This is a genomic window from Xanthomonas sp. DAR 80977, from assembly GCF_041240605.1.
Classification (GTDB): Bacteria; Pseudomonadota; Gammaproteobacteria; order Xanthomonadales; family Xanthomonadaceae; genus Xanthomonas_A; species Xanthomonas_A bundabergensis.
Genome location: NZ_CP162487.1, coordinates 1,265,658 through 1,289,858 on the forward strand (window position 1 = coordinate 1,265,658; position 24,201 = coordinate 1,289,858).

The window sequence follows — 24,201 nt, forward strand, 5'->3', positions numbered from 1 at the left end:
TCGTGCATCGCGGTTTGCTGTAACTTAATCGGTTGGCAACCGTGCGGTATGGCAAATGATGGCGGAATGTCGTCGCTGGCTTGTGGGCGCATGGCTGGTGTTGGGGATGAGCGCGTGTCTGGCCGCGGAACCGGCACGGTCGCCGGCTGCAGCGCTGCCGCTGGCCGCCGCGCACCACGATGCAAGCGGATATCTGCAGCGCCTGGACGATCCGCACGGCCGCCTGGATGTCCGCCAGGCCGCTTCGGCGCCCGGCTGGACCCGGTTGCCTGCCGGCCTCAATGCGGGATTCACCACCGGCACCGTGTGGCTGCGTCTGCCGCTGCGGGTCGAGAGTGTACCGCCTGGAGGCTGGATGTTGCGATTGAGCAACGCCGTGATCGACGATGCGCAGGCCTATGCGAGCGTCGACGGCGGCGCCTGGCGCGCGCTGGGGCACAGCGGCGAGAACGTGCGGCGGCGCGACTGGCCGGTGGACTACCGCAGCCCGGTGTTCCAGTTCGCGCCGTCGCGTCCCGGCAACTACGTGGTGCTGCTGCGCTTGCAGAGCAAGAACGCCCTGGTCACCCGCCTGGATGTCTGGCAGCGGCTGCCGTTCGACAACCAGTCGCGGCGCGAGGGACTGCAGTTCGGGCTGTATTTCGGTTTCTATCTGTTGCTGATCTGCCTGCATCTGCTGTTCTGGATCGCCACGCGCGCGCGCATGAGCGGGCTGTTCGTGGTGTACCTGGGCGGCTGCGTGCTCAACGAAGCGATGTCGATCGGCCTGGTGCAGCAGGTCTCGGGATTGCCGGTGGCGTGGAGCGACAGCCTGCTGGGGATCAGCATCGCCTGCAGCCTGCCGGTGGGGTTCCAGGTCGCGAGCCGGCAGTTGAACCTGCGCGCCTTCCGTCCGCGATTCGTGCGCTGGAGTTCGCGGCTGCTGTGGACGGTCGCGCTGTTCTGTGCGGCGTGCGTACTCGCTGGCCACTACGCCTGGGGCATGCAACCGGTACAGGCGCTGGCCCTGCTGGAGATCCTGGTGGTCGCGGCACTGGCGCTCGGCCTGCTGTGGCGGCGCTACCCGCCTGCGCTGTTCTTCGTGCTGGCCTTCTTCCCGTTCTACCTGGGGGTGACGCTCGGATTTCTGCGCAACCTGGGGATCGTCCCGGTCAACGCGTGGACGCAGTACGCCACCACGCTCGGCACCATGCTGCACATGACGCTGATGAGTTTCTTCATCATCGGCCGCTACGAGCGGCAGCGGCGGATCCGCGAGCGGCGGCATGCCAATGCCGCGGCGGAACTGGCGCGCCGGCACGGCATGAAGCTGGAGCGCGAGGTGGCGCTGCGTACCGCCGAACTGCGCAGCGAGATACGCCGGCGGCAGTCCCTGGAGGACGAACTGCGCGCCTCGCTGGAGACCGAGCGCAGGGTGATGCAGGAACAACGCGATTTCGTGGCGATGGTGTCGCACGAGTTCCGCACGCCGTTGGCCGTCATCATGACCTCGGCCCAGCAACTGGCGCGCAAGCTGGAGGCGCCGCCGGAACGCAACCGTGTGCGCTGCGGCAACATCCGCAACGCGGCGCAGCGGCTGCTGGCGCTGGTGGACGAGTACCTCGCCGACGACCGCATGGGCGAGGCCAGTCCGCAATTGCGGCTGCAGCATTGCGCGCTACGCACGCTATTGGACGAGTTGTGCCGGGACTTTCCGCCGCAGCGCGTGGTCTGCGACTACCAGACCGACGACGACAGCCTGCTCACCGACGCCGGCCTGTTGCGGGTCGCCTTGCGCAATCTGATCGCCAATGCCGACCGCCATTGCCCGCAGGGCGAATCGATCGGCATCCGGGTGCGCGGGCGCGGCGAAGGGCTGCGGGTGGAGATCGCCAACCCTGGCGAGCGCATTGGCGCTGCCGACCGCGAGCGCCTGTTCCAGAAGTACTACCGCGGGGAGAACGCGAGCAACACGCCCGGCGCCGGACTCGGCCTGTACCTGGTACGCAGGATCGCCGAACGGCTCGGCGGCTGGGTGGGGCTGGCTGGTGACGCATCCGGGACGTCGGTCTGCTTCGTGCTGCTGCTGCCGCGCCGTGCGAGCGCGCGGATCGCGTTGCCGTCGGCGGCGGCGTTCGATCCCTGATGCCGGGTCGCCGCGCGCCGGCTGCCATGGGCGGCCGCGCGCATCCAGCGCGCGGACTCTGTTGCGGAAGACGGCGCACGTGCACGGTACGCTGCATGCGCTCGGCGCACAGCGGCCATCCGAGACGCCGCAATGGTGGCGCCCGGGCCCTGGACGCCGCAAGCAGGCGTCCAGGGCCCGGCATCGGCTATTGCTGGATGATGCAGGCTTCCGCGGGCAGGTTGGATGCGCCCTGGCTGCAGGCGAATGCCGGCGGGCGAACGCCACCGTCGACGATCATGATCGACGCGTTGCCGGACACGGCGCCGCCGCCCTGGGCCTGAGCGCTCGCCGCCAGCTCCCTGGCGACCTCGTCGCTGGCCTGCGGAGCGCTCGGCAGTGCCGAACCGGCATCGCCGCTCCATGCGCTTGCCGCCACCGAGCTGTTGATCGCCTGCACCGTCGCATTGCCCAGCTCGATGCCGGGGTTGGTCCCGCCGCCACTCGCGGCCTGGACGGTCAGCACGCCATCGACATAGTTGATGACGTAGTTGGACAACCCGCTGCCGGTGGCGCCGGACGCGGTGATGGCATAGCGGCCGACCGCGGCGCCAGCGGCCGCACCGGTGCTGCTCAGCGAAACGGTGGACACCGCATCGCCATTGACCAGACCGGAGACGCTGTAGCCGCTCAGGTCGAGCGCGCTGCCATAGGTCTTGCTGCTATCGGTGGCGACGATGCGCAGCGTCGCCGGATCGACGCTGAGGCTGCCGTCGACATAGCTGATGACGTAGTTGGACAGGCCCGTGCCAGTGGCGCCGGAGGCGTTGATGGCATAGCGGCCGACGCCTGCGGTGGCGCCCGCACCGGTGCTGCTCAGCGAAACGGTGGACACCGCATCGCCATTGACCAGGCCGGAGACGCTGTAGCCGCTCAGGTCGAGCGCGCTGCCGTAGGTCTTGCTGCTATCGGTGGCGACGATGCGCAGCGTCGCCGGATCGACGCTGAGGCTGCCGTCGACATAGCTGATGACGTAGTTGGACAGGCCCGCGCCAGTGGCGCCGGAGGCGTTGATGGCATAGCTGCCGACGCCTGCGCTTGCAGCTGCACCGCCGCTGCTCAGGGTGACGCCGGAGACCGTATCGCCATTGACCAGGCCGGAGACGCTGTAGCCGCTCAGGTCTAGCGCGCTGCCGTAGGTCTTGCTGCTGTCGGTGGCGACGATGCGCAGCGTCGCCGGATCGACGCTGAGGCTGCCGTCGACATAGCTGATGACGTAGTTGGACAGGCCCGTGCCAGTAGCGCCGGAGGCGTTGATGGCGTAGCTGCCGACGCCTGCGGTGGCGGCTGCACCGGCGCTGCTCAGGGTGACGCCGGAGACCGCGTCGCCGCTGACCAGGCCGGAGACGCTGTAGCCGCTCAGGCTGGCGGTGTCGCCGTAGGTCTTGCGGCCGCCGGATGCCGTCACCGTCAGCGACGCCTGGGCGATGGTGACGCTGCCGTTCGCCGAATAGCCGATGTCGTAGCCCTGCTGGCTGGAATACAGTCCGCCGATGGCGAGGCCGCCGTTGCCGGTGGAGTAGGTCCCCGCATTCTTGCCGGTGGTCGCGTAGCTCAGCGACGAACCGAACAGCAGGCTGCTGTCGACGTTGCCCGACGTCGTGTAGCCGGACGCCGAGCCGCTGGCGACGGTGCCGTCGTAGGTCTTGTTCGCGCCGGAGACGTTGGTGTTGACCGTGAGCGACTTCAGGAACGTGCGCAGCAACGGGGTCGTGTCGCCGTCGTAGATGCGCCAGGCCAGGCCGGTTCCGCCGCTGTCGTCGATGTTCCAGCCGGCATCGGTGAAGGTGGACAAGGTGGTCAGCTGGGTCCAGGTCTTGCCGCCGCTGTAGCCGTCGATGCTGCCGCCCGCATTGCCGGCCACGTTCAAGCCGGTGTTGATCGCATTGCCGCTGGCGTCGGTGGTGGCGAAGAAGCTCGCGCCGATGGTGCCGTTGGAATTGGATCCGACCAGTCCGCCGACCGCATTGGTGCCGGATACGCTGCCCGTGGCGTAGGAGTCGCTGATGCTGTTCCTGTAGTTGACGCCGACCAGGCCGCCGACATACGCATTGCCGGCGACATTGCCGCTGGCATAGGTGTTGGCGATGGTGCCGTCGTAGTTGTAGCCGGCCAGTCCGGCGACATACATGTCGCCGCTCGCGGTGCCGGTGGCGTAGGCGTTGGCGATGCTGCCCTCGTCGTTGTAGCCGACCAGCCCGCCGATGTAGTCGTCGCCGGAGACGTTGCCCGTGGCGTAGACCCTGCCGACGGTCGCCGAATCGTTGTAGCCGACCAGTCCGCCGACATAGCTTCCGCCCGACACGTTGCCGGCGGCGTATGCCGATTCGACGCTGCCGCCGGACAGGCTGCCGACCAGTCCGCCGGTGTCGTAGGTACTGCCGGTCACGGCACCGGTCGCATACACGTTGCTGATCGTGGTGCTGGAACTGCGGCCGACCAGTCCGCCGACGCTCTTGGTTCCGGAAACATGGCCGCGGGCATAGGCGTTCTGGATGCTGCTGGACGCCGCGAGGCCGACCAGGCCGCCTGCGCTGGCCGTGGTCGCGGTGACGTCGCCGGTGGCATGGACGTTGCGGATGGTGCTCTGGGTCGCGCTGCCGATCAGGCCGCCGACGTTGTTGCCGGTGGCCGAACTGGTGCTGGTCACGCTGCCGCTGGCGCGAGCGTCGTCGTAGGTGCCCTGATAGTCGTTGCCGACCAGCCCGCCCACGCTGCTGCCGCCGGAGACCGTGCTGCTCGAGGACGAGGCGGAAATCGATCCGGCGTTGTTGCTGCCGATCAGTCCGCCGACGTAGTTGCCGCTGTACGCGCCACCGCTGGCGACGACGCTGCCGTCGGTCCGCGCGCCGGAAACCGTCCCGCCGATGTTGTAGCCGACCAGGCCGCCGATGAAGTTGCCGGTGCCGGCAACGCTGCCGGAGGCGGAGACGCCGCTGATGCTGCCGGCGTTCTGGCCGACCAGGCCGCCGACATACGCCGTTCCGGACACGCTGCTGCCGGTCAGCGTAAGGTCGCGGATCGTGCTGCCGCTGCCGGTCACGCCGAACAGGCCGACGTCGTTCTCGGCGCTGCGGGCGATGCGCAGGCCGCTCAGCGTGTGGTTGCGTCCGTCGAGGCTGCCGCTGAAGCCGTGGGTGGCGTCGCCGATCGGATCGAAGCCGGCGCTGCTCCACATGCCGCTGGCGTTGCTGCCGGAGGTCTGGCTGGCATCGATGTCGGCGGACACGCTGTAGCTGGCCGACAGGTTGTAGGCCATCAACTGCAACTGGTGGGCGTTGGCGATGCGGGTGCTGTACTCGCTGGCCAGGAACGGGCGCGTCTGCCCCTCGATCATGATCCAGGCTGCGGCGCCGTTGCCGTCGGTGGCCGCGTAGACGTCGCTGGTGCCGCCGACCAGCGACCAAGTGCCCAGCGCGCCGTAGCTGGAATGGGCGTAGCGGCTGCCGCTGCCGATGCTGGCAACGTTGGACGAGGTCGAATTCTCGAAGCTGTAGCCGATCGCATTGGCCTGTCCGGAACTGCTCGCGTCCCAATAGGCATTGCTGAGGCTCGAGTTGTAGCGGTGGTAGCCGACCAGGCCGCCGACCGACGCCGCCGACGTATTGGTGGCGGTCACCGTGCCGGTCGCGTAGACGTGGTCGAGGGCCGCCTCGTAGGTATAGCCCACCAGGCCGCCGACCTCCGACGTGGCGCTGACGTTTCCGGTCGCATAGGCCCCGCTGATCGAGCTGCCGACGATCTGCCCGACCAGGCCGCCAGCGTTGTTGCCGGAGGCGGACACGTTGCCGGAGGCGTAGACGTTGGTAAGAGCGCCGGAGCTATAGCCGACCAGGCCGCCGACATAGGCCTGGCCGGTCACATTGCCGGTGGCATAGGACGCGCTGACCGTGCCGGTGTTGGACCCGACCAAACCGCCTGCGTAGCGGTAGGTGCCGCTGACGTTGCCGGTCGCGTACGAATCGCTGATGGTGCCGCCGTTGTAGGCGACCAGCCCGCCGAAATAGGTCCCGCTCGCGCTGACCGCGCTGCTGGAATGGCTGGCGGTGATGGTGCCGTCGGCGTTGTAGCCGACCAGTCCGCCGACGTAGTTGGCGCCGCTGACGCTGCCCGTGGCGTAGACGTTGCTGAGCGTGGCCCGGCTGGTGCCGGCGAGGGCGCCCACGTAGTTGCTGCCGGAGACCGTGGCGTCGACCAGGCCGAGGTCGCGGATGGTCGCGGTGCCGACATAGCCGAACAGGCCGACGTAGTTGTTCCCCGAGTTGATGCTCAGGTTGCTGATCGTGTGACCCAGGCCGGCGAAGGTGCCGCTGAACTCGCCGGAGGCCGTGCGGGCCATGATCGGCGATCCATACGTGGTTCCGCCGGCATCCAGGTTTCCAGCCAAGGCATAGTTGCCGGTATTGCCCACCACGTTCTGCAGGTCGTCCAGGGAGTGCAGCAGGGTGTAGGCATCGCCATTGATGCTCAGCTGGGCATTGCTGCCGCCGAGGCTGACGGGAGCGTTGACGGTGTAGTCGGTGCCGCTGGCGACCGCGCCGTTGGCGGTGTAGCCGCCGTAGTTCAGCACCAGGCCGGCGTTGCTGCCGGTCGCGGTGATCGCGGCATTGAGGTTGATGTCGTGGTAGGCATCCAGGGTCAGCGTGGTGTTGCCGCCCCAGCTGATCGCCGCGTTCACGTTGATGTCGCCGCTGCCGCCGCTGGTCACGCTGCCGGGGCCGCTGGCGGTGGTGCTGGTGGTGATCAGGGTGACGTTGGTGCCGCCGTCCAGCGCGCTACCGATCGTGCTGGCGGCGGCGCTGTCCACGCTGAGGTCTTCCGGGTCGACCAGCCAGGTCCCGGCCGCGCCGGTGCCGGCGGCCTTGGCGGCGACCGCGATTCCCGAGAAGTCCACCGTGTGCCCGCTGGTTTCGAGCAGGCCGCCGTCGCCGTTGCCGGCGCCGTTGGCGGCCAGCGACCCATGCACCGCGGTGTGGCCATTGGACCAGACCACGATCGAGCCGCCGTTGCCGGCGCCGGTGGCGCTGGCGTCGAGGACCGCGTCGCTGGCGACCGTGGCCGAGCTGGCCTGCAGCAGATGCTCGCCGCCCTGGTAGCCGCCGCCGATGCGGATGCTGCCGCCGGCGGTGGTGCCGGTGGCATCGATGCGGCCGCCGACGTCCACCGCGGCGTCGGAAAGCAGCTGCACGCTGCCGCCGCGGCTGCCGGAGACGTCGATGCTGCCGCTGCTGGCGATCGCGCCGCCGTTGGCGACGAACCTGACGCTGCCGCCGGAGGTGTCGATGGCGGAGGCCTCGATGGTGCCGGTGTTGTTGATCAGCAGGTCGGAAAGGCCGTTGCTGGCGGCCTGCAACAGGATCTGGCCGCCGCCGGCGCGCAGGCTGCCGCTGTTCTCCACCGCCGCCTCCGTGCCGTCGACGGATTGGCTGGCGGCGGCGACCAGCTGCAGGCCGATCGCGCCGGCGCTGTCCATGGTCACCTTGACCTGGTCGGCGGAGAGCAGGCGGATGGCGCCGTTCTCGGCGGCGATCGCGCCGCTGTTGGCGACGTGGTTGCCGACCAGGTTGACCGAGCCGCCGCCGCTGGCGGCGATGCTGCCGCGGTTGACCACGCTGGCGGCGGCGTGGTCGCCGCGGGCGAGCACATAGGCGTTGTCGTCGTCCTCGGCCAGGCCGAGCGAACTGGCGACCAGGCCGCCGACGTTGACCTTGGCGTTGCTGCCGAACAGGATGCCGGCCGAGTTGATCAGGAACACGTTGCCGTTGGCGCGCAGGCTGCCGTCGATGCTGCTGGCGCCATGCGCCGCGTCGATCAGGTTCAGCGCGACCGCCGAACTGGAGGGCTGCACGAACACCACGCTGGCGTCCTTGCCGACATTGAAGCTGTTCCAGTTGAGCACGGCCTTGGCCGCGTTCTGGTCGATGGTCAGCGTGGCGCCGTTCTGCGACACGTTGGCGCCGGTGGCGGCGGACAGCGATGGCAGTCCGCCCGCATGCGCGGGCGCGGCCAGGGCCCAGGCCAGGGCCAGCGGCAGCAGCGGCGCCGACAGGCGCGCGGCGCCGCGCGGGCCGCCGCCGGCATGGCCGGTGGCGACTTCGGAGGCGACCTGGAGCACGCCGAGATTGCGGTTGAAGACGAGGCGGTAGATGCGGTTCATGGTGGTCCCCAGGTCAGAAGGTCAGGCCGAAACGGGCCCAGTAGCGCAGGTCCTTGCCGTCGGCCGGCTCGGTGCCGCCGGTGGGCTTGGCCGCGGCCAGGTCCAGTGCCAGCCCATGCCAGTGGGGAAGGCGGAAGTTCAGGCCGACGCCGGGGCCCTGGAACGTGGTGACGGCGTCGTACACGGCGCGGTTGGCGCCATTGGGATAGACCCGGCCATAGTCGTAGAACACGCTGGCGGTCAGCAGTTCGCTCCAGGGGCGGCCGCCGAACGGCGAGGCGGCGCCGGCGAAGCCCGGGGCGTCGACCTGGTATTCCAGGCTGGAGTCGAAGCCGCGATCGCCCAGCGCGCTGCCGAGCGCGAACGCGCGCACGCTGGTGGGGCCGCCGAGCGAGAACTGTTCCAGCGGGGTCAGGGTGTCGTCGCTGTATTGGCCGTTGAGGCGCAGCTGCAGGCGCTGGGTGGCGGTCAGGCCCTGCAGGCGGGTGTAGGCCAGGCGCGCGACCAGGAAGTGGCGGTCGTGCTGGGCATACAGGTAGTCGGTACGCGGCGAGTCGTCGTCCAGCGCGCTGCGCACGCTGAGCTGCAGCATGTCGATCGCATGCCGCTGGCGATCGTCGTGGCGGAACGAGGCGCCGAGTTCGACCACGTCGAACTTCTGCTTGGACAGCAGCACGCCCAGGCCCTGGATGCGCGAACTTTCCTGCACCAGGTGCAGCCAGCCCTGCATGCGCCAGGCATCGGTATTGCGGAATTTCCAGTCCAGGCCCAGCGATGTCTGCTCGGTCGGCCCCTGGATGTCCAGCGCGGCGAACGCGCCGGTGTTCAGATCGACCAGGCTGCGGGTATAGGCGGCGCTGACGCCCAGGCCCGGAACGTCGGCGATCGGCGCCTGGTAGGCGACGCTGCCCTGCCAGTTGTTGGCCGGATCGAGCGCATAGGCGTAGCTGGCGGAGAAATGGTCGCCCAGGCCGAGCGGGTTGTTCCAGTCCACGCCGAGCTGGGCGCGATAGCGGCCGATGCTCTCGGTGCCGTAGTTGCTGGCGCCGACGCTGACCTGCAGCGGGCGCTCTTCGCTGGCCTGGATCACCACGTCGGTCTCGCCGGGCTGCGCGCCGGGCTTGAGCACGGAGGTGACGGAGACGCCCGGCAGGTCGCGTGCGTACAGCAGCGCCGACTGCAGGTCCTGTTGGCGCAGGATCTGGCCCTGCAGGGCCAGCGCCGGGCTGGCGATGAGGCGGTCGTCGTAGCGGCGCGCGCCCTCGACGGTGATCTTGCCGACCCGGCCTTCGGCGACGCGGATCTCGACCACCTGGTCGGGACCGAGGGTCTGGACCGGCAGGTAGGCGCGGGCGACCAGGAAGCCGGCCTGGCGATAGGCCTGGGTCAGCGCATCGGCGATCTGCTGCAACTGGGCGAAGCTGAGCTGGGCCGGGACCGAGCCGCCGCCGAGTTCGCGCAGGCGTGCGTCGGCCAGCGCCTGCAGGCGCTGCGCGCCGATCTGCTGCCGGGGATGCTCGCCGACGCCGGTCACGCGGATCGCCTGCACCGCGATCGGCGCCGCCGCGGCGGTGGAGGTGCCGGCCGCGGGTGCGGCGTCTTGCGCAAGCGCCGGCGCGCAGGTCAGGGTCAAGGCCAGGCTGGCGGCCCAGGGCAGCGCGAACAGGGCATTCGCCAGCGTGCTGGGACGCGGACGGCAGGAAATCGTCATGATGTTAAGGCGGCGTTATTGTGAAGGCCTGCGCAATTTAGCCTTCCCGCCATCGATCAATCTGAGCAAATCTGAGCGCTGCGGCGAATACGCGCGGCGGTCCCCGACGCGGTGTCGGGAAAACACCGACAGCGCGCTCGTGGCCCCGTGAGCGGTTGTCGGCAAGCAGCTGCAAGTCCCGCGCGAACGCAGGATCGAACTAGCGCTGGATCGAAGGCGCTCGCCGCCGAGCGCGTGGCCCGGTCGCGGCGTCCGCGGGACCGCTCAGGCCGCGGCGCTGGTGTACTGGACGTCGCGCAGCGCCTGTTGGTAGGCCTTGGCGGTGGCGTCGTTGTAGGCGACCAGGATGATCCGCTTGGGCACGGCGTGCGCCTTCTGCCAGGCGTCGGTCTCGGCCACGGCGATGCGCGCGGCCTGGTGCAGCGGGTAGCCGTAGACGCCGCAGCTGATCGCCGGGAACGCCACCGAGTGCAGGCCCATCTGTTCGGCCAGGCGCAGCGAGCGCCAGTAGCAGTTGGCGAGCAGCGCCGGCTCGTCGTGGGCGCCGTCGCGCCACACCGGACCCACCGTATGCAGCACGTGGCGCGCCTTGAGCCGGTAACCGGCGGTGGCGCGGACCTCGCCGACCGGGCAGCGCACGCCGGGTTTCAACTCCGGCAGGGCGAGGCATTCCTCCAGCAACTGCGGGCCGGCGGCGCGGTGGATCGCGCCGTCCACGCCGCCGCCGCCGAGCAGGGATTCGTTGGCGGCGTTGACGATGGCGTCCACGTCCAGTTCGGTGATGTCGCCTTGCCAGATTTCGATCTTCATGACGCGATCTTTATGGGATTCCAATGATGGAAACGTGATGAAGACGGAGTTCACGCCGGTCCGGTGCAACGGCGGCTTAACTGGCGAACGGCAAGACTGCCGTGTCCCCATCTCAGCGCCTGCGACATGAACCGGATCCAGCCGTCACCCGACATCGCCGAGGCCCTGGCGCGTGGCGAGATCATCAAGGCCATCAAGCTGTTGCGCGCGCAAAGCGGCATGGACCTGGGCAGCGCCAAGCGGCAGGTAGACGCGTGGCTGCAGGCCGGCGCGGCGCAGACGGTCGCGGAGATGCTGAACCGGCATGCCGGCACCGCCTCGCCTGCGGCCGCGGCACCGGCAGGGGCGCAGGCCGATGCGCTGCCGCCGGCGGCGCTGCTGGCGCTGAGCCAGGGGCAGCTGTTGCAGGCGATCAAACTGACCCGCCAGCAGCATCCGGGCATGCGCCTGCGCGAGGCCAAGGAACTGGTCGAGCGCTACCGCGACCGCAACGCGCCGCGGGCCGGGACGCGGCCGACGGTGGCCGGCGGCGATCGCCCCGGCGCATGGCTGTGGGGCATGTTGCTCCTGCTGCTGGCCGCCGCCGCGGCGTTCTGGTGGCTGCGTGGCTAATGTGGGAGCGACGTCAGTCGCGACGGGCGTCGCCGGCGAAGCCAGTCGTGCCTGAAGTCGTTCCCGCAAGCTCGCCGCGTCAGCGACGACGACTCGGCGAAATGCGGGTGCAGTACCGAGCCATCGCGATGCTTCCCGTTTCGCGCAGCGCCGCCCGCGGCCAGCGCCTCACCTGCGTGCAACAGCGGTCGCAGGCGCTGCCGACGCGCGCGCAAGCGCGCCTCCTCGTACGGGATCGCCACGCGTTGCAGCGCCGATAGCGGCAGCAGCGGGAGCGCCCATTGCCAGCCGATCTGCACGCATAGGCTGGCGTAGCTCAGCGCCAGGCTCAGGTACCTCGGGTGGCGGCTGCAGCGGCACGGGCCACGCCGCACCAGTCTGGACGGATCGCGCTCGGGCAGGAGGGTGGTGATGGGCTGCGCGAACGGTAGGAAGCAGGATCGAGCGGCGCCCGGGCTGTGCAGCGCCGGCGCAATGGTGTTCACTTGCTGCAGTGCACACGCGGCATCGGCCCGATGCCTTCCTCTTCTTCCCACGCTCATCCCATGCCCTCGACCCCCTCCGCTTCCGATCCTTCTGCCGTTCCGCGCCGCCGCGTCATCCTCGAAGACGACATCGACGGCTTCACGCCCGCGCAGTTGCTGCTGTTGCAATCGCCCGAGGTCGAGGTGCTCGGCATCTCGGTGGTCAGCGGCAACATCTGGCGCGACGAGGCGCTGGCGCATACGCGCCGCCTGCTGGAAATCGCCGGCCGCGGCGAGGTGCCGGTGCTGCCCGGGCCGGTGCATCCGCTGCTCAACAGCGAGCTGGCCACCGAGCGCTGGGAAGCGCTGTACGGCAAGCTGTTGTGGAAGGGCGCGTGGACCAGGCAGTGGATCGAGCACGACACCGTGCAGAGTTCGCCGCGCTACCACGCGCACGACGTGGTGCCCGACCTGGCGCTGGGCAATCCGTCGGTGGTGCAGGCCGCCAGCGAGCCGGCGGCGTTGTTCATGATCCGCAAGGTGCGCGAGTTTCCCGGCGAAGTCAGCATCGTCGCCACCGGCCCGCTGACCAACCTGGCGCTGGCGCAGCGGCTGGATCCGCAGTTCGCCTCGCTGGCCAAGGAACTGGTCTACATGGGCGGCAGCCTCAACCCGCGGCAGCGGCGCGACAGCGTGTCGGCGCGGCAGTTCGCGCGCGAGTTCGTCAATTCGCCGCGGCGCGAGTTCAACATCCGCTGGGATCCGGAAGCGGCGAGCATCGTGATGCGCTCGCCGTGGCGCAGGATGGTGATGGTGCCGGTGGACCCGTCCACCACCACCGAACTGACCCCGCAGTTGCTGGCGCGCATGAGCGCCGCCGACACGCCGATCGGCCATGCGCTGCGCCGGCGCGAACCGGGGTTCCCGCTGTGGGACGAACTGGCCACGGCGCTGTGGCTGCAGCCGCAGCTGGCCACGGTCAGCGAGACGCTGTACATCGACACCAATACCGAGTTCGGCCCCGGCTACGGCGACATCCTGTCGTGGGCGCCGGGCTACCAGCCCGGCCTCGGCGAACAGGCGCAGCAGGTGGTACGCGAAGTCGATGTGGACGCGATCGAACGCCTGCTGGTGGAACGGCTGACCGCGCCGCAGCCGCCGGCGCTGGGCGTGCCGCTGCCTGGCTAGCGCCGGTTCGGTTGCGCGAACCGCTCGCCGCAGGCGACTCTGGCGATCGACAGCGTGCATCGGTCCCCCCTCATCGAGACAACCCGTCATGCAGATCCCAGAGACCTGGCAAGCCGGCATCCAGCGCAATACCGAGCTGCTGCGCGGCTATGCGCAACTGCTGCAGGAATTCGTTGCGCCGCCGCCACCGCCAGACGCGCAGGAGGGCGGCGCCATCGCTACGCTGGTCGCTGCCACGCGCGCGGATGGCACGGCCGCACAACGGCATGCGCGGCAGGCGCTGGCGCAGATCGATCGCGAGAATCCGCTTTTGTGTGCGGTGACGCGACCACTGCCTGCACGTGCGGAGGCCGATGCCGCCCGCGTGCAGGCGGCGCTGTCCGGCGGCGGCGAGGGCGGTGCGCTGGCCGGGGTGCCGTTCGTGGTCAAGGACCTGTTCGATGTCGCCGGCCTGGCGACCACCGCCGGCGCCGCGCTGCGCGCCGACGCGGCGCCGGCCACGCGCGATGCGGCGGTGGTGCGGCGCCTGGCCGAGGCCGGCGCGGTGCTGGTCGGCACCGCCAACATGGACGAATTCGCCTACGGCTTCGCCACGGTCAACGCGCACTACGGCACCACCGCCAATCCGCACGATCCGCAGCGCCTGGCCGGCGGTTCCTCCGGCGGTTCGGCGGCGGCGGTGGCGGCGCGCTGGGTACCGTTCGCGCTGGGCTCGGACACCAACGGCTCGATCCGCGTGCCGGCGGCGCTGTGCGGCGTCTACGGCCTGCGCCCGAGCCATGGCAGCCTGGAGATGGACGGCGTGTTCCCGTTCGTCGAGGCCTTCGACGTGGTCGGCCCCTTCGCGACCTCGGTCGCCGACCTGCGCACGGTGTACGAGGCCATGCGCGGGCAGCGGCTGGCGCCGGTGGACAGCGCCGCGTTGCGCGTGGCGCGCCTGGGCGGCTGGTTCCAGCGCAACCTCGATCCGCAGCTGGAGGCCGGCCTGGCCGCGCTGCATGCCGCGCTCGGCGGCGACGCATGGCGCGACCTGCCGCAGGCCGAACGCGCGCGCGCGGCGGCGTTCGTGATGACCGCGGCCGAGGGCGGCTACCGCCATCGCCAGTCCTTGGCCACGCACGGCGAGCATTTCGATCCGGCTACCCGCGAGCGCCTGCTCGCCGGGCTGCAGCTGCCCGCGGCGGCCATCGCCGACGCGCAGCGTTTCGGCGCGTGGTTCGCCGAGGCGATGCAGCGCCTGTGGGACGAGGTCGACGTGCTGCTGGCGCCGGCCACGCCGTGCGCGGCGCCGCGCATCGACCAGGAGACGATCCAGCTCGACGGCGTGGCGGTGTCGGCGCGCGCCAACCTCGGCGTGTTCACCCAGCCGCTGGGCCTGGCACGCTGCCCGGTGCTGGCCGCGCCGCTGTACCGCCCGGGACAACTGCCGATGGGCGTGCAGCTGATCGCCGCACCGGGACGCGAGGACCGCCTGTTCGCGCTCGCCGCGCAACTGGAACGCGATGGCCTGATCGGTTCGACCCCGCCGTCGCTGGAGCCGCGCTGATGCTGCATACCTTGCGTTCGCGGCGCGGCATGGTGGTTGCCCCGCATCACCTCGCCGCGCAGGCCGGGCGCGATGTGCTGCGCGACGGCGGCAACGCGGTGGAGGCCGCGGTGGCGACCGCGGCCTGCCTGGCGGTGGTCTATCCGCACATGACCGGCATCGGCGGCGACGGCTTCTGGCTGATCGCCGAAGCCGACGGCCGCGTGCATGCGATCGATGCCTGCGGCCGCGCCGCGCAGGCGGCCACGCTGCAGCACTACGCCGGGCAGGCGGCGATTCCCTGGCGCGGTCCGGGCGCGGCCAACACCGTCGCCGGTACCGTGTCCGGCTGGGCGCTGGCATTGCAGCAGAGCGACGCGCAGCTGCCGCTGTCGCGCCTGCTCGACGACGCCATCCAGCATGCCGCGGCCGGCGTGCCGGTCACCCTCGGCGGCGCCGCCATCGCCGCGGCCAAGAGCGCCGAACTGCGCGAGCAGCCCGGTGCCTACGCGGCGATCTTCGAAGCCGCCGGGCGGCCGTTGCGCGAGGGCGAGCTGCTGCGCCAGCCGCAACTCGCCGCCACCCTGCAGCGCCTGGCCGCGGCCGGCCTGGACGATTTCTATCGCGGCGCGCTGGCGTCGGACATCGCGGCCGACCTGCAGGCCCTGGGCAGTCCGCTGCGCGCCAGCGACCTGGCCGCGCACCGCGCCGAGGCCAGCGTGCCGTTGTCGGTGGCGATCGCCGGCGCGCGCCTGTACAACCACGCGCCGCCGACCCAGGGCCTGGCCTCGCTGCTGATCCTGGCGCTGTTCGACCGCCTGGCCGCCGACCAGGCCGATGGCTACGCGCACCTGCACGGCCTGGTCGAAGCGACCAAGCAGGCGTTCCTGGTGCGCGACGCGCACGTCGGCGACCCGGCCTGGATGACGCTGGATGCGCAGGCCTTGCTCGACGATGCCGCCGCGCTCGACGCGATGGCCGCACGCATCGATCCGGCGCGCGCGCTGCCGTGGCCGCAGCCCTCGCAGGCCGGCGACACCGTCTGGTTCGGCGCGATCGACGGCGCCGGCCGCGCGGTCAGCTGCATCCAGTCCACCTATTTCGAATTCGGTTCCGGGCTGGTGCTGCCACGCAGCGGCATCGTCTGGCAGAACCGCGGCTGCAGCTTCCGTCTCGCCGCCGACGGCTGGAACGCGCTGGCCCCCGGGCGCAAGCCGTTCCACACGCTCAATCCGGCGCTGGCGCGCTTCGACGACGGCCGGCTCATGGCCTACGGGACCATGGGCGGCGAAGGCCAGCCGCAGACCCAGGCGGCGCTGTTCAGCCGCTACGCGCGCTTCGGCATGCCCTTGCAGCAGGCGGCCAGCGCGCCGCGCTGGCTGCTCGGCCGCACCTGGGGCGAGGACAGCACCACGTTGAAGCTGGAGGACCGGTTCGCTCCGGAGGTCGTCCAGGCGTTGCGCGATGCAGGCCATGCGGTCGAGTTGCTGCCCGCCTACAGTTCGGTGATGGGCCACGCCGGCGCGCTGGTCCGCGAGGCCGACGGCACCTTGAGCGGCGCCAGCGACCCGCGCAGCGATGGCGCGGTGGCGGGCTGGTAGCGCGCTGCCTGTGGCTTGGATGCGATGGCCATGAACCACGACAGCGAATCCCTCGCGCGCGCCAGGGCGCTGGTGGAAGCGGCGATGACCGATCCGCAGCGCTGGTCCGCGCACCTGGCGCAGGCCGAGTCGCTGCTCATCGCCGCGGCGGCGTCGGCGCCGGACGATGTCGCGCTGCTCACCTGCCTCGGCGCGGTGCGTTGCGATCTGGGGAACTACGGCGATGCGGTCGAGGTGTTGCAGCGCGCCGTGCGGCTGCGCTCGGACGACCGCAATACCCACTTCAATCTCGGCGTCGCACTGCTCAACAGCGGCAAGCGCCGCCAGGCCATGGACCGCTTCCGGCAGGCGGCAACGCTGCAGCGATCGGCGGCGACCTGGGAAGCCTATTTCGATCCGCATGCGCAATGAAGCGCGACGTGCGCCATGCCGTCCGCCATGCCGGCGAAGAACAAGGCGGGCGCATGCCGCGCCGGCGGCGGCGCTTCCGTACTATGGCAGTCGCGCGACGACGCAGCCGCTTCCGCGCCGAGCGTCAGGCACCACAGGAACCGAAGCCGCCATGCCGACCTTCTCCCGCTTCACCCGCTATTTCATGGAAGTGGCGCATTGGCGCAGCATCCGCCGCGCCTCCGAGGCGCTGCACGTGTCGGCGTCGGCGATCGACCGGCAGATCCTCAAGGCCGAGCAGGAGTTGGGCGTGCAGTTGTTCGAGCGCCTGCCCAGCGGCTTGCGCCTGACCAGCGCCGGCGAGCTGCTGCTGGTCGACGTGCGGCGCTGGGAGAAGGGCTACCAGCGCACGCTGGAGCTGTTCGACGAGCTGAAGGGGCTGCGCCGCGGCCATGTCGAGATCGCGATGATCGATGCCTTGAGCGAGGGCATCGTGGTCGATGCGCTGGCGCAGCTGATCGACGAGCACCCGGGCCTGACCTTCGGCCTGCAGACCGAGGACAACCAGAAGGTCGCCGACAAGGTCGTCGCGGCCGAGGTGGACTTCGGCCTGCTGCTCGATCCGGTCAGCGGCATCGATCTGGAGGTGGTCGCCTTCGCCGAGATTCCGCTGGGCATCTGCATGCCGGTCGGGCATCCGCTCAGCGGCAGGGCCAGCCTGCAGTTGAACGAGGTGCTCGGCGAGCATCGCCTGCTGCTGCCGGCCGCGCCGCTGATCGTCAACGAGCACGCCAAGGTGGTGTACCAGCGCCAGCACATCGACACGCGCCGCTGCATCCGCTGCAACGACGTGCGCGCGCTGCGCGCGCTGGTGCGCCAGGGCGTGGGCGTGGGCCTGCTGTCGCAGCTGGACGTGCTCGCCGATCTGGCCGACGGGCGGCTGGCCTTCGTGCCCTTGCGCGAAGGCCTGGCCAGGCCGATGACGCTGTCGCTGTGCGTGGCCCCGCAGCGGCAACTGTCCAAGGCCGCGCAGACCATGCTCAAGGCGCTGGCGCCGCGCGTGGAAGCGATCCTGGAGCCGCGCTAGCGGCAGGCCGGATGCGGTCGCGTGCCGGCCCGGGGCCGCCTCCGTGACCACTCCCCATGGCGCGGCCGGCGCGCCACCCCTGTAGGAGCGGCTTCAGCCGCGACCGATCGCCACCCCCGCCACCCAGTCTCCCCCTACCTGAAGAGCGAGGAACGCGGCAGCGCTCCCATACGAAATGGCACGCCCGCTCCCATCGCGTTGCATTTTTTGCAATGGCCGCGCGCGAAAACGGTGTTTGCCGCGGTTCGGGGCGGTTCGTATAGTGCAGTGGACCGCTGTCGAAGCCTTGATTTTTCGAGCAAATTGTTGATTCGAAAGGAATTCAATGTGCCGGCGCGGCGTCGCCAGGCACGGGCTTCCGACCGGTCCCGTCCCGTTCCGTCCGTCTTGAAGCGAGACCGCCAATGCGCGACCCCCAACGACATCGCGGCCACCAGGGCCGCCGCGGCTGAGCCGGCAGCGGCCATGCTGATGCCGGCTTCGACTCCGGGCCTGCGCGCGGTCGCGCGCTGCGATGCGCTCGGCGTGGCGCCCTACAGCGACAGCGCGGACGGCCTGTTCCGCGGCTGGCTGAGCCCGGCGCATCGCGCCAGCGTGGCGGCCGTGGCGGAGTGGATGGGCGAGGCCGGCCTGCACACCCGTCTCGATCCGGCCGGCAACCTGCTCGGCCGCTACGAGGGCACTGCGGCGCAGGCGCCGGCGCTGCTGATCGGCAGCCACCTGGACAGCGTGCGCGACGCCGGCCGCTACGACGGCCCGCTCGGGGTCATGCTCGGCATCGAATGCGTCGCCGCGTTGCACGCGCAGGGCCGCCGGCTGCCGTTCGCGATCGAGGTGATCGGGTTCGGCGACGAGGAGGGTTCACGCTTCCCGGCCTCGATGCTGAGCAGCCGCGCCGTCGCCGGCACGCTGGATCCGGCGGCGCTGCAGGTACACGACGGCGACGGCATCGCGCTGGCCGAGGCGCTGGCCGCCTGGGGCCTGGACATCGCCGCGCTGCCGACCGCGGCGCGTGCGCCGCACGGCGTGCTGGCCTACCTGGAAGCGCATATCGAACAGGGACCGGTGCTGGAGGCCGAGGGCCTGGCGCTGGGCGCGGTGACCGGCATCGCCGCGCAGCGGCGCTATCGCGCGCTACTCGTCGGCCGCGCCGGCCATGCCGGCACCACGCGCATGGACCTGCGCGCCGATGCGCTGGCCGCCGCCGCCGAATGCGTGCTGGCGGTGGAGCAGGTGGCGCGCAGCGGCCCGGCCGACCTGGTGGCCACGGTCGGGCGCCTGCAGGTGGCGCCGGGGGCGGTCAACGTGGTGCCGGGGCGGGTCGAGTTCTCGATCGACGTGCGCGCCGGCGCCGACGCCGTGCGCGATGCGGCGGCCGAGGCGATCGCGCAGCGCCTGCACGCCATCGCCGCCGCGCGCGGCGTGCAGCTGCAGCTGCAGTGCGTGCAGGACCTGCCGGCCAGTCCCTGCGATCCGCGCCTGGTCGCCGCGCTGGAAACGGCGATCGCCGCGCAGGGCATCGCGCCGCGGCGGCTGGTGTCCGGCGCCGGCCACGACGCGATGGTGATGGCGGCGCTGTGCCCGACCGCGATGCTGTTCCTGCGCTGCGCCGGCGGCGTCAGCCACCACCCGGCCGAACACGTGGATCCCGCCGATGCCGATCTGGCGGTGGCGGCGATGCTGCACTTCATCGAATCCCTGGGAGACACCCTTGTCCGTTGAGCCGCTGCCTGCCGACCTGTTCGGCGAGATCGATCCGCCGCAACGCCTGCTGATGGGCCCGGGCCCGGTCAATGCGCATCCGCGCGTGCTGCGCGCGATGTCCGCCGACCTGCTCGGCCAGTTCGATCCGGAGATGACCGGCTACATGAACCAGGTGATGGCGCTGTACCGGCCGCTGTTCGGGACCGAGAACCGCTGGACCTTCCTGGTCGACGGCACCGCGCGCGCCGGCATCGAGGCGGCGCTGGTCTCGCTGGTGGCGCCGGGCGATCGCGTGCTGGTGCTGAACTTCGGCCGCTTCGGCCTGCTGCTGGGCGAGATCCTCGGCCGCATCGGCGCGGTGGTCGAGAACGTGGAGGCGCCGTGGGGCGAGGTGGTGCCGATGGACGCGGTGGGCGACGCGATCGAGCGCTTCGCGCCGAAGCTGGTCGCGTGCGTGCACGGCGACACCTCGACCACGATGGCGCAGCCGCTGGACGGCCTCGGCGCGCTGTGCCGCGCCGCCGGCGCGCTGTCCTACGTCGATGCCACCGCGACCATCGGCGGCATGCGCATCGCCAGCGACGCCTGGGACGTGGACGTGGTCACCGGCGGCTTGCAGAAGTGCCTGGGCGGGCCGTCCGGTTCGGCGCCGATCACCGTGTCCGCGCAGGCCGCCGAGGCGATTTTCGCGCGCCGCCACGTCGAGCGCGGCATCGTCCGCGACGACATCGCCAACGGCCGCGGCGTGCGCATCGGCTCGAACTATTTCGACCTGGCGATGGTGATGGACTACTGGTCCGACAAGCGCCTGAACCACCACACCGAGGCCACCAGCATGCTGTACGCGGCGCGCGAGTGCGCGCGCGTGGCGCTGCAGGAAGGCCTGCCGGCGCGTTTCGCGCGCCATGCCGCGGCCGGCCGCGCGGTCGCCGCCGGCGCGCGCGCGCTGGGGCTGCAGGTGTTCGGCGACGACCGCTACCGCATGGCCAACGTCACCGGCGTGGCGATTCCCGCGGGCATCGACGGCGAGGCGGTGCGGCGGCGCCTGCGCGAGGATTTCGAGATCGAGATCGGCACCGCGTTCGGACCGCTGCAGGGCAAGCTGTGGCGGATCGGCGCGATGGGCTACAACGCGATGAAGCACAAGGTGCTGATCACCCTGGGCGCGCTGGAGGCGGTGCTGCGCGCGGAAGGCTACGCCTGCGCGCCGGGCGCCGGCGTGGATGCGGCGCTGGCCGCCTGGCATGCCGAGGGAGCGCAGCGGTGAGCGCGGCGCGCGACCTGGTCGGCTATGGCGCGCAACCGCCGGATCCGCAGTGGCCGGGCGGCGCGCGGGTGGCGCTGCAGTTCGTGATCAACTACGAGGAGGGCGCCGAGAACAGCGTGCTCAACGGCGATGCCGGCTCGGAGGCCTTCCTGTCGGAGATGGTCGGCGCGCACAGCCAGCCGGGCGCGCGCGCGATGGCGATGGAGAGCCTGTACGAATACGGCAGCCGCGCCGGTTTCTGGCGGCTGCAGCGGCTGTTCGCCGCGCGCGGCGTGCCGGTCACGGTGTTCGGCGTGGCGCAGGCGCTGGCCGCCAATCCCGAGGCGGTGCAGGCGATGCGCGAGGCCGACTGGGAGATCGCCAGCCACGGCCTGCGCTGGATCGACTACCAGCAGGTGCCGGAGGCGACCGAGCGCGCGCACATCGCCGCGGCGATCGCGCTGCACACGCAAGTCACCGGCGCGCGCCCGCTGGGCTGGTACCAGGGCCGCACCAGCCCCAACACCGCGCGGCTGGTGGCCGAGGAGGGCGGCTTCGTCTACGACGCCGACAGCTACGCCGACGACCTGCCGTACTACGACCGCCGCCACGGCCGCGCGCAGCTGGTGGTGCCGTACACGCTGGACGCCAACGACATGAAGTTCGTCGCCTACAACGGCTTCGCCGACGGCGAGCCGTTCTTCCGCTACCTGCGCGACGGCTTCGAGCAGCTGCGCGACGAAGGCGGGCGGATGATGTCGGTGGGCCTGCACGGGCGCATCGCCGGGCGCCCGGCGCGCGCCCTGGCGCTGGCCCGCTTCGTCGATCATGCGCTGGCCAGCGGCCAGGCCTGGATCGCGCGGCGCATCGACATCGCCCGCCACTGGCAGCAGGTGCATCCGGCATGATCGTCGACGCGCCCGAGGTGCTGGCCGAGGTGCAGGCGGCGTTCGCCGCCTACGAGCGCGCGCTGATGGCCGACGACGTCGCCGCGCTGGACCGGCTGTTCCACGATGCGCCGACCACGGTGCGCTACGGCGTCGGCGAAGCGCTGTACGGCGCCGACGCGATCCGCGCGTTCCGCCAGGGCCGCGGCGGTTCGCCGCAGCGGCGGCTGTTGCGCGTGCAGATCGTCGCCTACGGGCGCGACTTCGCCACCGCCGATGCCGAATTCCTGCGCGAAGGCGCCACCCGCCGCGGCCGCCAGAGCCAGAGCTGGGTGCGCTTCGCCGACGGCTGGAAGGTGGTGTCGGCGCACGTCTCGCTGCAGGGCGACCACGCATGAACGCCGTCGACTGGAATGCGCTGCCCGAGGCCGAGTTCGTCGCGCGCCTGCACGCGCTGTTCGAGCATTCGCCGTGGGTGGTGGAACGCGCGGCGGCGCGGCGCCCGTTCGCCGATCTGCATGCCGGCCTGCTGCAGGTGCTGCATGCGGCCAGCGCCGACGAGCGGCTGGCGCTGATCCGCGCGCATCCGGAACTGGCCGGCAAGGCCGCGATCGACGGCAGCCTGACCGCCGCCTCGGCCGCCGAGCAGGCGCATGCGGGGCTGGACCGGCTCAGCGCAGAGGAGTTCGCGCGGTTCCACGCGCTCAATGCGGCCTATCGCGCGCGTTTCGATTTTCCGTTCATCGTCTGCGTGCGGCTGACCGACAAGGCCGGGATCCTCGCCGCGATGCAGGCACGGCTGGCGAACGCGCGCGACGCGGAGATCGCCACCGCCATCGACGAGATCGGCAAGATCGTGCGCTTGCGGCTGGAGGCAGTGCAATGAGCGCGCCGACGGTCGGCCTGCAGGCGCTGTCGGCGCAGGTCGCGCGCGAGCTGCAATGGCTCGGCCATGGCGGCCCGGACTGGACCTGCGCGCAGCGGCACGGCGCGGAGCATGTCTACGACGTGGTCGTGGTCGGCGGCGGGCAGAGCGGGCTGGGCGCGGCGTTCGGCCTGCTGCGCGAGCGCATCTCCAACCTGCTGGTGATCGACGAGAACCCGGCCGGCCAGGAAGGCCCGTGGGTCACCTACGCGCGCATGGTCACCCTGCGCACGCCGAAGGAACTGAGCGCGCTGGACTTCGGCATGCCGTCGCTGACCTTCCGCGCCTACTGGGAAGCGCTGCACGGCACGCAGGGCTGGGACGCGCTGGGCAAGATCCCGCGCGCGGACTGGATGGACTACCTGCGCTGGTACCGCGAGGTACTCGGCCTGCCGGTGCGCAACCAGGCGCGCTTGCTGCGCATCGAACCGCTGCCGGCGCAGCGCCTGCAGCGGCTGCACCTGGCCGGCGGCGACAGCCTGCTCGCGCGCAAGGTGATCCTGGCGACCGGCATCCAGGGCGGCGGGCAATGGCACGTGCCGCCGCTGGTGGCGGGCAGGCTGCCGCGTTCGCGCTACGCGCACACCTCCGAGGCGATCGACTACGCGGCGCTGGCCGGGCGCCGCATCGGCATCCTCGGCGGCGGCGCGTCGGCCTTCGACAACGCGCAGCACGCGCTGGCCGCCGGCGCCGGCGAGGTGCACGTGTTCCTGCGCCGCGCCGAACTGCCGCGGGTCAACCCGATCCGGCACATGGAACGCAGCGGCATCATCCCGCGCTTCGCCGCGCTGCCCGATGCCGACAAGTACGCGATGATGTCCACGTTCTTCCGCCACAACCAGCCGCCGACCAACGACACCTTCGAACGCGCCGCGGCCTGGCCCAATTTCCGCCTGCATCTGGGCAGCCCGTGGCAGGACGTGGCCGAGGACCCCGGCGGCGTGCTGGTGACCACGCCGCACGGGCGCCTGCCGTTCGATTTCGTGGTGCTGTCCACCGGCCTGGTCACCGATCCGGCGCTGCGCCCGGAACTGGCCGCGGTGGCCGACGGCATCGCGCGCTGGCGCGACCGCTACCGCCCGCCGCAAGGACACGAGGTGCCGCTGCTCGACGCGCATCCCTACCTGGGTCCGGGCTTCGAGCTGCTGCCGCGCACGCCCGCGCATGCGCCGGCGCTGCACGGCCTGTTCGCATTCAACTATTCGGCGTTGTTGAGCCTGGGCCTGTCGGCGGCGGCGCTGTCCGGGCTCAAGCATGCGTTGCCGCGCCTGGTGAAGGCGGTCGCCGACCAGTTGTTCCTGGACGAGCGCGAGGCGATCGTCGGCGCCTACATGGACTACGCCGAACCCGAATTCGTCGGCCAATGGCCGTTGCCGCAAGTGGAGGAATCCGTCGGATGAGCAGCCTGTCGACCCATGTGCTGGACCTGAGCCGCGGGATGCCCGCGGCCGGCGTGGCGCTGCGCCTGTTCGCCGGCGAGACGTTGCTGCACGACGGCGTCACCGATGCCGACGGGCGCTGCCCGGCGCTGCGCGAGCTGACGCTGGCGGCAGGGCGCTATCGGCTGGAATTCGATGTGGCCGACTACTTCCGCGGCCATGGCGTGGCCTTGTCCGAGCCGCCGTTCCTGGACGTGGTGCCGATCGCGTTCGGCCTGGCCGATGCCGCGCACTGCCACGTGCCGCTGCTGGTCTCGCCGTTCGGCTATTCCACCTACCGGGGCAGCTGAG

The 24,201-nt window shown here is 71.1% G+C and carries 18 protein-coding genes; 14 read left to right on the forward strand and 4 right to left on the reverse strand.

Features of this window, described 5'->3' with window-relative positions; all coding sequences use genetic code 11:
* Positions 1–106 precede the first annotated feature (106 nt).
* A complete protein-coding gene (locus AB3X10_RS05395; RefSeq protein WP_369979717.1) occupies positions 107–2,125 on the forward strand; it encodes a sensor histidine kinase in 2,019 nt (672 codons plus the stop codon).
* A gap of 187 nt (positions 2,126–2,312) precedes the next feature.
* On the opposite strand, the gene AB3X10_RS05400 is transcribed toward AB3X10_RS05395, so the two are convergent.
* From AB3X10_RS05400 to AB3X10_RS05410, 3 genes are all read right to left on the reverse strand, one after another.
* On the reverse strand, positions 2,313–8,321 hold the full coding sequence (locus tag AB3X10_RS05400; RefSeq protein WP_369979719.1) for a GLUG motif-containing protein: 6,009 nt from the start codon (positions 8,319–8,321) through the stop codon (positions 2,313–2,315).
* 13 nt (positions 8,322–8,334) lie between these two features.
* Entirely contained in the window at positions 8,335–10,032 is a 1,698-nt protein-coding gene (locus AB3X10_RS05405) for a ShlB/FhaC/HecB family hemolysin secretion/activation protein (protein WP_369979721.1), read from the reverse strand.
* A 264-nt stretch (positions 10,033–10,296) separates the two neighbouring features.
* Positions 10,297–10,842 carry an O-acetyl-ADP-ribose deacetylase gene (locus tag AB3X10_RS05410; protein WP_369979723.1) on the reverse strand — a complete coding sequence of 182 codons (546 nt, stop codon included), beginning with the start codon at positions 10,840–10,842 and terminating at the stop codon, positions 10,297–10,299.
* Between the two features lie 126 nt (positions 10,843–10,968).
* Here AB3X10_RS05410 and AB3X10_RS05415 point away from each other — a divergent pair, with 126 nt between their 5' ends.
* Positions 10,969–11,454 (forward strand): hypothetical protein, encoded by a 486-nt coding sequence (locus tag AB3X10_RS05415; RefSeq protein ID WP_369979725.1) that lies wholly within the window; start codon positions 10,969–10,971, stop codon positions 11,452–11,454.
* Here the strand turns inward: AB3X10_RS05415 and AB3X10_RS05420 are convergent.
* Positions 11,451–11,939, reverse strand: a complete 489-nt coding sequence (locus tag AB3X10_RS05420) for a hypothetical protein (RefSeq protein WP_369979726.1) — start codon at positions 11,937–11,939, stop codon at positions 11,451–11,453. The two genes, AB3X10_RS05415 and AB3X10_RS05420, sit on opposite strands and share 4 nt — an antisense overlap.
* A gap of 60 nt (positions 11,940–11,999) precedes the next feature.
* Between AB3X10_RS05420 and AB3X10_RS05425 the strand changes: the two genes are divergently transcribed.
* The 12 genes from AB3X10_RS05425 to uraH all read left to right on the forward strand — a co-directional run bounded on the left by AB3X10_RS05425 (position 12,000) and on the right by uraH (position 24,200).
* The gene (locus tag AB3X10_RS05425) at positions 12,000–13,106 is read left to right on the forward strand and encodes a nucleoside hydrolase (protein WP_369979727.1); all 1,107 of its coding nucleotides are present in this window, start codon (positions 12,000–12,002) and stop codon (positions 13,104–13,106) included.
* 88 nt (positions 13,107–13,194) lie between these two features.
* Entirely contained in the window at positions 13,195–14,652 is a 1,458-nt protein-coding gene (locus tag AB3X10_RS05430; RefSeq protein ID WP_369979728.1) for an AtzE family amidohydrolase, read from the forward strand.
* Positions 14,652–16,232, forward strand: coding sequence for a gamma-glutamyltransferase family protein (locus tag AB3X10_RS05435; protein ID WP_369979730.1), 1,581 nt, complete (start codon positions 14,652–14,654; stop codon positions 16,230–16,232). Before AB3X10_RS05430 ends, AB3X10_RS05435 begins: the two co-directional genes overlap by 1 nt.
* Positions 16,233–16,262: 30 nt before the next feature.
* On the forward strand, positions 16,263–16,643 hold the full coding sequence (locus AB3X10_RS05440; RefSeq protein WP_369979732.1) for a tetratricopeptide repeat protein: 381 nt from the start codon (positions 16,263–16,265) through the stop codon (positions 16,641–16,643).
* Positions 16,644–16,794: 151 nt separating this feature from the next.
* Positions 16,795–17,709, forward strand: a complete 915-nt coding sequence (locus AB3X10_RS05445; protein WP_369979734.1) for a LysR family transcriptional regulator — start codon at positions 16,795–16,797, stop codon at positions 17,707–17,709.
* A 465-nt stretch (positions 17,710–18,174) separates the two neighbouring features.
* Positions 18,175–19,431: an allantoate amidohydrolase gene (locus tag AB3X10_RS05450; protein WP_369979736.1), complete on the forward strand. Its 1,257-nt coding sequence runs from the start codon at positions 18,175–18,177 to the stop codon at positions 19,429–19,431.
* Between the two features lie 52 nt (positions 19,432–19,483).
* Positions 19,484–20,680 (forward strand): pyridoxal-phosphate-dependent aminotransferase family protein, encoded by a 1,197-nt coding sequence (locus tag AB3X10_RS05455; RefSeq protein WP_369981663.1) that lies wholly within the window; start codon positions 19,484–19,486, stop codon positions 20,678–20,680.
* The gene (gene puuE, locus AB3X10_RS05460) at positions 20,677–21,567 is read left to right on the forward strand and encodes an allantoinase PuuE (protein ID WP_369979738.1); all 891 of its coding nucleotides are present in this window, start codon (positions 20,677–20,679) and stop codon (positions 21,565–21,567) included. Before AB3X10_RS05455 ends, puuE begins: the two co-directional genes overlap by 4 nt.
* Entirely contained in the window at positions 21,564–21,944 is a 381-nt protein-coding gene (hpxZ, locus tag AB3X10_RS05465) for an oxalurate catabolism protein HpxZ (protein WP_369979740.1), read from the forward strand. Before puuE ends, hpxZ begins: the two co-directional genes overlap by 4 nt.
* Complete coding sequence (gene uraD / locus AB3X10_RS05470) at positions 21,941–22,432, forward strand: 2-oxo-4-hydroxy-4-carboxy-5-ureidoimidazoline decarboxylase (protein WP_369979741.1); 492 nt, start codon at positions 21,941–21,943, stop codon at positions 22,430–22,432. Before hpxZ ends, uraD begins: the two co-directional genes overlap by 4 nt.
* Positions 22,429–23,871: an FAD/NAD(P)-binding protein gene (locus tag AB3X10_RS05475; protein ID WP_369979743.1), complete on the forward strand. Its 1,443-nt coding sequence runs from the start codon at positions 22,429–22,431 to the stop codon at positions 23,869–23,871. The genes uraD and AB3X10_RS05475 overlap by 4 nt, the downstream gene beginning before the upstream one ends.
* Positions 23,835–24,200 carry a hydroxyisourate hydrolase gene (uraH, locus tag AB3X10_RS05480; protein ID WP_369979744.1) on the forward strand — a complete coding sequence of 122 codons (366 nt, stop codon included), beginning with the start codon at positions 23,835–23,837 and terminating at the stop codon, positions 24,198–24,200. The genes AB3X10_RS05475 and uraH overlap by 37 nt, the downstream gene beginning before the upstream one ends.
* The last annotated feature ends 1 nt before the right edge of the window (position 24,201 follow it).

Coding starts and splice junctions, on each gene's coding strand:
- AB3X10_RS05395 (WP_369979717.1), top strand. CDS start 107: ATGAGCGCGTGTCTGGCCGCGGAACCGGCACGGTCGCCGGCTGCAGCG.
- AB3X10_RS05400 (WP_369979719.1), bottom strand. CDS start 8,321: ATGAACCGCATCTACCGCCTCGTCTTCAACCGCAATCTCGGCGTGCTC.
- AB3X10_RS05405 (WP_369979721.1), bottom strand. CDS start 10,032: ATGACGATTTCCTGCCGTCCGCGTCCCAGCACGCTGGCGAATGCCCTG.
- AB3X10_RS05410 (WP_369979723.1), bottom strand. CDS start 10,842: ATGAAGATCGAAATCTGGCAAGGCGACATCACCGAACTGGACGTGGAC.
- AB3X10_RS05415 (WP_369979725.1), top strand. CDS start 10,969: ATGAACCGGATCCAGCCGTCACCCGACATCGCCGAGGCCCTGGCGCGT.
- AB3X10_RS05425 (WP_369979727.1), top strand. CDS start 12,000: ATGCCCTCGACCCCCTCCGCTTCCGATCCTTCTGCCGTTCCGCGCCGC.
- AB3X10_RS05430 (WP_369979728.1), top strand. CDS start 13,195: ATGCAGATCCCAGAGACCTGGCAAGCCGGCATCCAGCGCAATACCGAG.
- AB3X10_RS05435 (WP_369979730.1), top strand. CDS start 14,652: ATGCTGCATACCTTGCGTTCGCGGCGCGGCATGGTGGTTGCCCCGCAT.
- AB3X10_RS05440 (WP_369979732.1), top strand. CDS start 16,263: ATGAACCACGACAGCGAATCCCTCGCGCGCGCCAGGGCGCTGGTGGAA.
- AB3X10_RS05445 (WP_369979734.1), top strand. CDS start 16,795: ATGCCGACCTTCTCCCGCTTCACCCGCTATTTCATGGAAGTGGCGCAT.
- AB3X10_RS05450 (WP_369979736.1), top strand. CDS start 18,175: ATGCTGATGCCGGCTTCGACTCCGGGCCTGCGCGCGGTCGCGCGCTGC.
- AB3X10_RS05455 (WP_369981663.1), top strand. CDS start 19,484: ATGGGCCCGGGCCCGGTCAATGCGCATCCGCGCGTGCTGCGCGCGATG.
- hpxZ (WP_369979740.1), top strand. CDS start 21,564: ATGATCGTCGACGCGCCCGAGGTGCTGGCCGAGGTGCAGGCGGCGTTC.
- uraD (WP_369979741.1), top strand. CDS start 21,941: ATGAACGCCGTCGACTGGAATGCGCTGCCCGAGGCCGAGTTCGTCGCG.
- AB3X10_RS05475 (WP_369979743.1), top strand. CDS start 22,429: ATGAGCGCGCCGACGGTCGGCCTGCAGGCGCTGTCGGCGCAGGTCGCG.
- uraH (WP_369979744.1), top strand. CDS start 23,835: ATGGCCGTTGCCGCAAGTGGAGGAATCCGTCGGATGAGCAGCCTGTCG.